Annotated in this window: 2 rRNA genes; both read right to left on the minus strand. The window is 48.4% G+C overall.

Features of this window, described 5'->3' with window-relative positions:
• Positions 1-67, minus strand: a 5S ribosomal RNA gene (rrf, locus tag GSM_RS13460); the annotation flags it as partial.
• Positions 68-152: 85 nt separating this feature from the next.
• Positions 153-3071 (minus strand): 23S ribosomal RNA (locus GSM_RS13465).
• Positions 3072-3207 lie beyond the last annotated feature (136 nt).

A 3207-nucleotide genomic window follows, 5' to 3' on the forward strand; every position in this document is an offset into this window, starting at 1 on the left:
CGCTAAGAAGCTTAACTTCTGTGTTCGACATGGGAACAGGTGTATCCTTCTTGCCATCATCACCGCACTCTTTTGCTTGAGAAAACTTTGTTCTCTCAAAACTAGCTAATATTTCTCTTCTCTAATCAACTTACCGTCCGCATTTCTCTTCTTTGGTTAAGTCCTCGACCGATTAGTTTTGGTCCGCTTCATACATCACTGTACTTCCACTTCCAACCTATCTACCTGATCATCTCTCAGGGGTCTTACTTCCCGAAGGAATGGGAAATCTTATCTCGAGGTGAGTTTCGCACTTAGATGCTTTCAGCGTTTATCTCATCCACACGTAGCTACCCAGCGATGCTCCTGGCGGAACAACTGGTACACCAGCGGTGTGTCCATCCCGGTCCTCTCGTACTAAGGACAGATCCTCTCAAATTTCCTACGCCCGCGACGGATAGGGACCGAACTGTCTCACGACGTTCTGAACCCAGCTCGCGTACCGCTTTAATGGGCGAACAGCCCAACCCTTGGGACCGACTACAGCCCCAGGATGCGATGAGCCGACATCGAGGTGCCAAACCTCCCCGTCGATGTGGACTCTTGGGGGAGATAAGCCTGTTATCCCCAGGGTAGCTTTTATCCGTTGAGCGATGGCCCTTCCATGCGGAACCACCGGATCACTAAGCCCGACTTTCGTCCCTGCTCGACTTGTAAGTCTCGCAGTCAAGCTCCCTTGTGCCTTTACACTCTGCGAATGATTTCCAACCATTCTGAGGGAACCTTTGGGCGCCTCCGTTACCTTTTAGGAGGCGACCGCCCCAGTCAAACTGCCCACCTGACACTGTCTCCCACCACGTTTATTGGTGAGGGTTAGAGTGTTCATACAACGAGGGTAGTATCCCACCAATGCCTCCACCGAGACTAGCGTCCCGATTTCTATGGCTCCTACCTATCCTGTACAAGTTGTACAAACACCCAATATCAAGCTACAGTAAAGCTCCATGGGGTCTTTCCGTCCTGTCGCGGGTAACCCGCATCTTCACGGGTAATATAATTTCACCGAGTCTCTCGTTGAGACAGTGCCCAAATCGTTACGCCTTTCGTGCGGGTCGGAACTTACCCGACAAGGAATTTCGCTACCTTAGGACCGTTATAGTTACGGCCGCCGTTTACTGGGGCTTCAATTCTGAGCTTCGCCGAAGCTAACCCATCCTCTTAACCTTCCAGCACCGGGCAGGCGTCAGCCCCTATACGTCATCTTACGATTTTGCAGAAACCTGTGTTTTTGATAAACAGTCGTTTGGGCCTATTCACTGCGGCTGAACTTACGTTCAGCACCCCTTCTCCCGAAGTTACGGGGTCATTTTGCCGAGTTCCTTAACGAGAGTTCTCTCGCTCACCTTAGGATTCTCTCCTCGACTACCTGTGTCGGTTTGCGGTACGGGTAGTTATTATCTAACTAGAAGCTTTTCTCGGCAGTGTGACATCAGTATCTTCGCTACTATTATTTCGCTCCCCATCACAACTCGTCCTTATAAGCAAGCATTTGACTCGCTTACAAACTCGTTGCTTGGACACACATATCCATCAGTGTGCATACTTAGCCTCCTGCGTCCCTCCATTGTTCAAACAATAATAACTAGTACAGGAATCTCTACCTGTTATCCATCGCCTACGCCTCTCGGCCTCGGCTTAGGTCCCGACTAACCCTGGGAGGACGAGCCTTCCCCAGGAAACCTTAGTCATTCGGTGGACAGGATTCTCACCTGTCTTTCGCTACTCATACCGGCATTCTCACTTCTAAGCGCTCCACCAGTCCTTACGGTCTAGCTTCTTTGCCCTTAGAACGCTCTCCTACCACGCAACCTTACGGTTGCATCCACAATTTCGGTAATATGTTTAGCCCCGGTACATTTTCGGCGCAGGGTCACTCGACTAGTGAGCTATTACGCACTCTTTAAATGGTGGCTGCTTCTGAGCCAACATCCTAGTTGTCTGTGCAACTCCACATCCTTTTCCACTTAACATATATTTAGGGACCTTAATTGGTGGTCTGGGCTGTTTCCCTTTCGACTACGGATCTTATCACTCGCAGTCTGACTCCCGGATATAGATCGATGGCATTCGGAGTTTATCTGAATTCAGTAACCCTAGATGGGCCCCTAGTCCAAACAGTGCTCTACCTCCACGATCCTTTACTTCCGAGGCTAGCCCTAAAGCTATTTCGGAGAGAACCAGCTATTTCCAAGTTCGTTTGGAATTTCTCCGCTACCCACACCTCATCTCAGCATTTTTCAACATACATGAGTTCGGTCCTCCAGTGCGTTTTACCGCACCTTCAACCTGGACATGGGTAGGTCACTTGGTTTCGGGTCTACGTCTACATACTTAAACGCCCTATTCAGACTCGCTTTCGCTACGGCTCCGTCATTTCCGACTTAACCTTGCATGCAAACGTAACTCGCCGGTTCATTCTACAAAAGGCACGCTATCACCCATTAACGGGCTCTAACTACTTGTAGGCACATGGTTTCAGGAACTATTTCACTCCCCTTCCGGGGTGCTTTTCACCTTTCCCTCACGGTACTGGTTCACTATCGGTCACTAGGGAGTATTTAGCCTTGGGAGATGGTCCTCCCGGATTCCGACGGAATTTCACGTGTTCCGCCGTACTCAGGATCCTGAATTGAGAGAATGTCATTTCATCTACAGGGCTTTCACCTTTTTTCGCTGATCTTCCCAAATCATTCGATTATGACATTCTTTGGTAACTCAAATATTCAGTCCTACAACCCCAAGAAGCAAGCTTCTTGGTTTGGGCTATTCCCCGTTCGCTCGCCGCTACTTAGGGAATCGATTTTTCTTTCTCTTCCTGCAGGTACTTAGATGTTTCAGTTCCCTGCGTCTTCCTCTAACTGGTCTATGTATTCAACCAGCAGTAATAGTCGATTAAAACTATTGGGTTTCCCCATTCGGAAATCTCCGGATCATAGCTTACTTACAGCTCCCCGGAGCATATCGGAGTTAGTCCCGTCCTTCATCGGCTCCTAGTGCCAAGGCATTCACCATGCGCCCTTAATAACTTAACCTATCTTTACCTACGGTAAAGCGGTTATGAGTTTAGCGTTCAAGATTTTTCTTGTTTTAAACTCTTTAAAACGCGGTGTTCTCGGTTTGTTAATTATTTTAGAAAAATATTATCTAGTTTTCAAAGAACAAATTTGA

The sequence above is a fragment of the Liquorilactobacillus mali KCTC 3596 = DSM 20444 genome (genome assembly GCF_000260415.1).
Classification (GTDB): domain Bacteria; phylum Bacillota; class Bacilli; order Lactobacillales; family Lactobacillaceae; genus Liquorilactobacillus; species Liquorilactobacillus mali.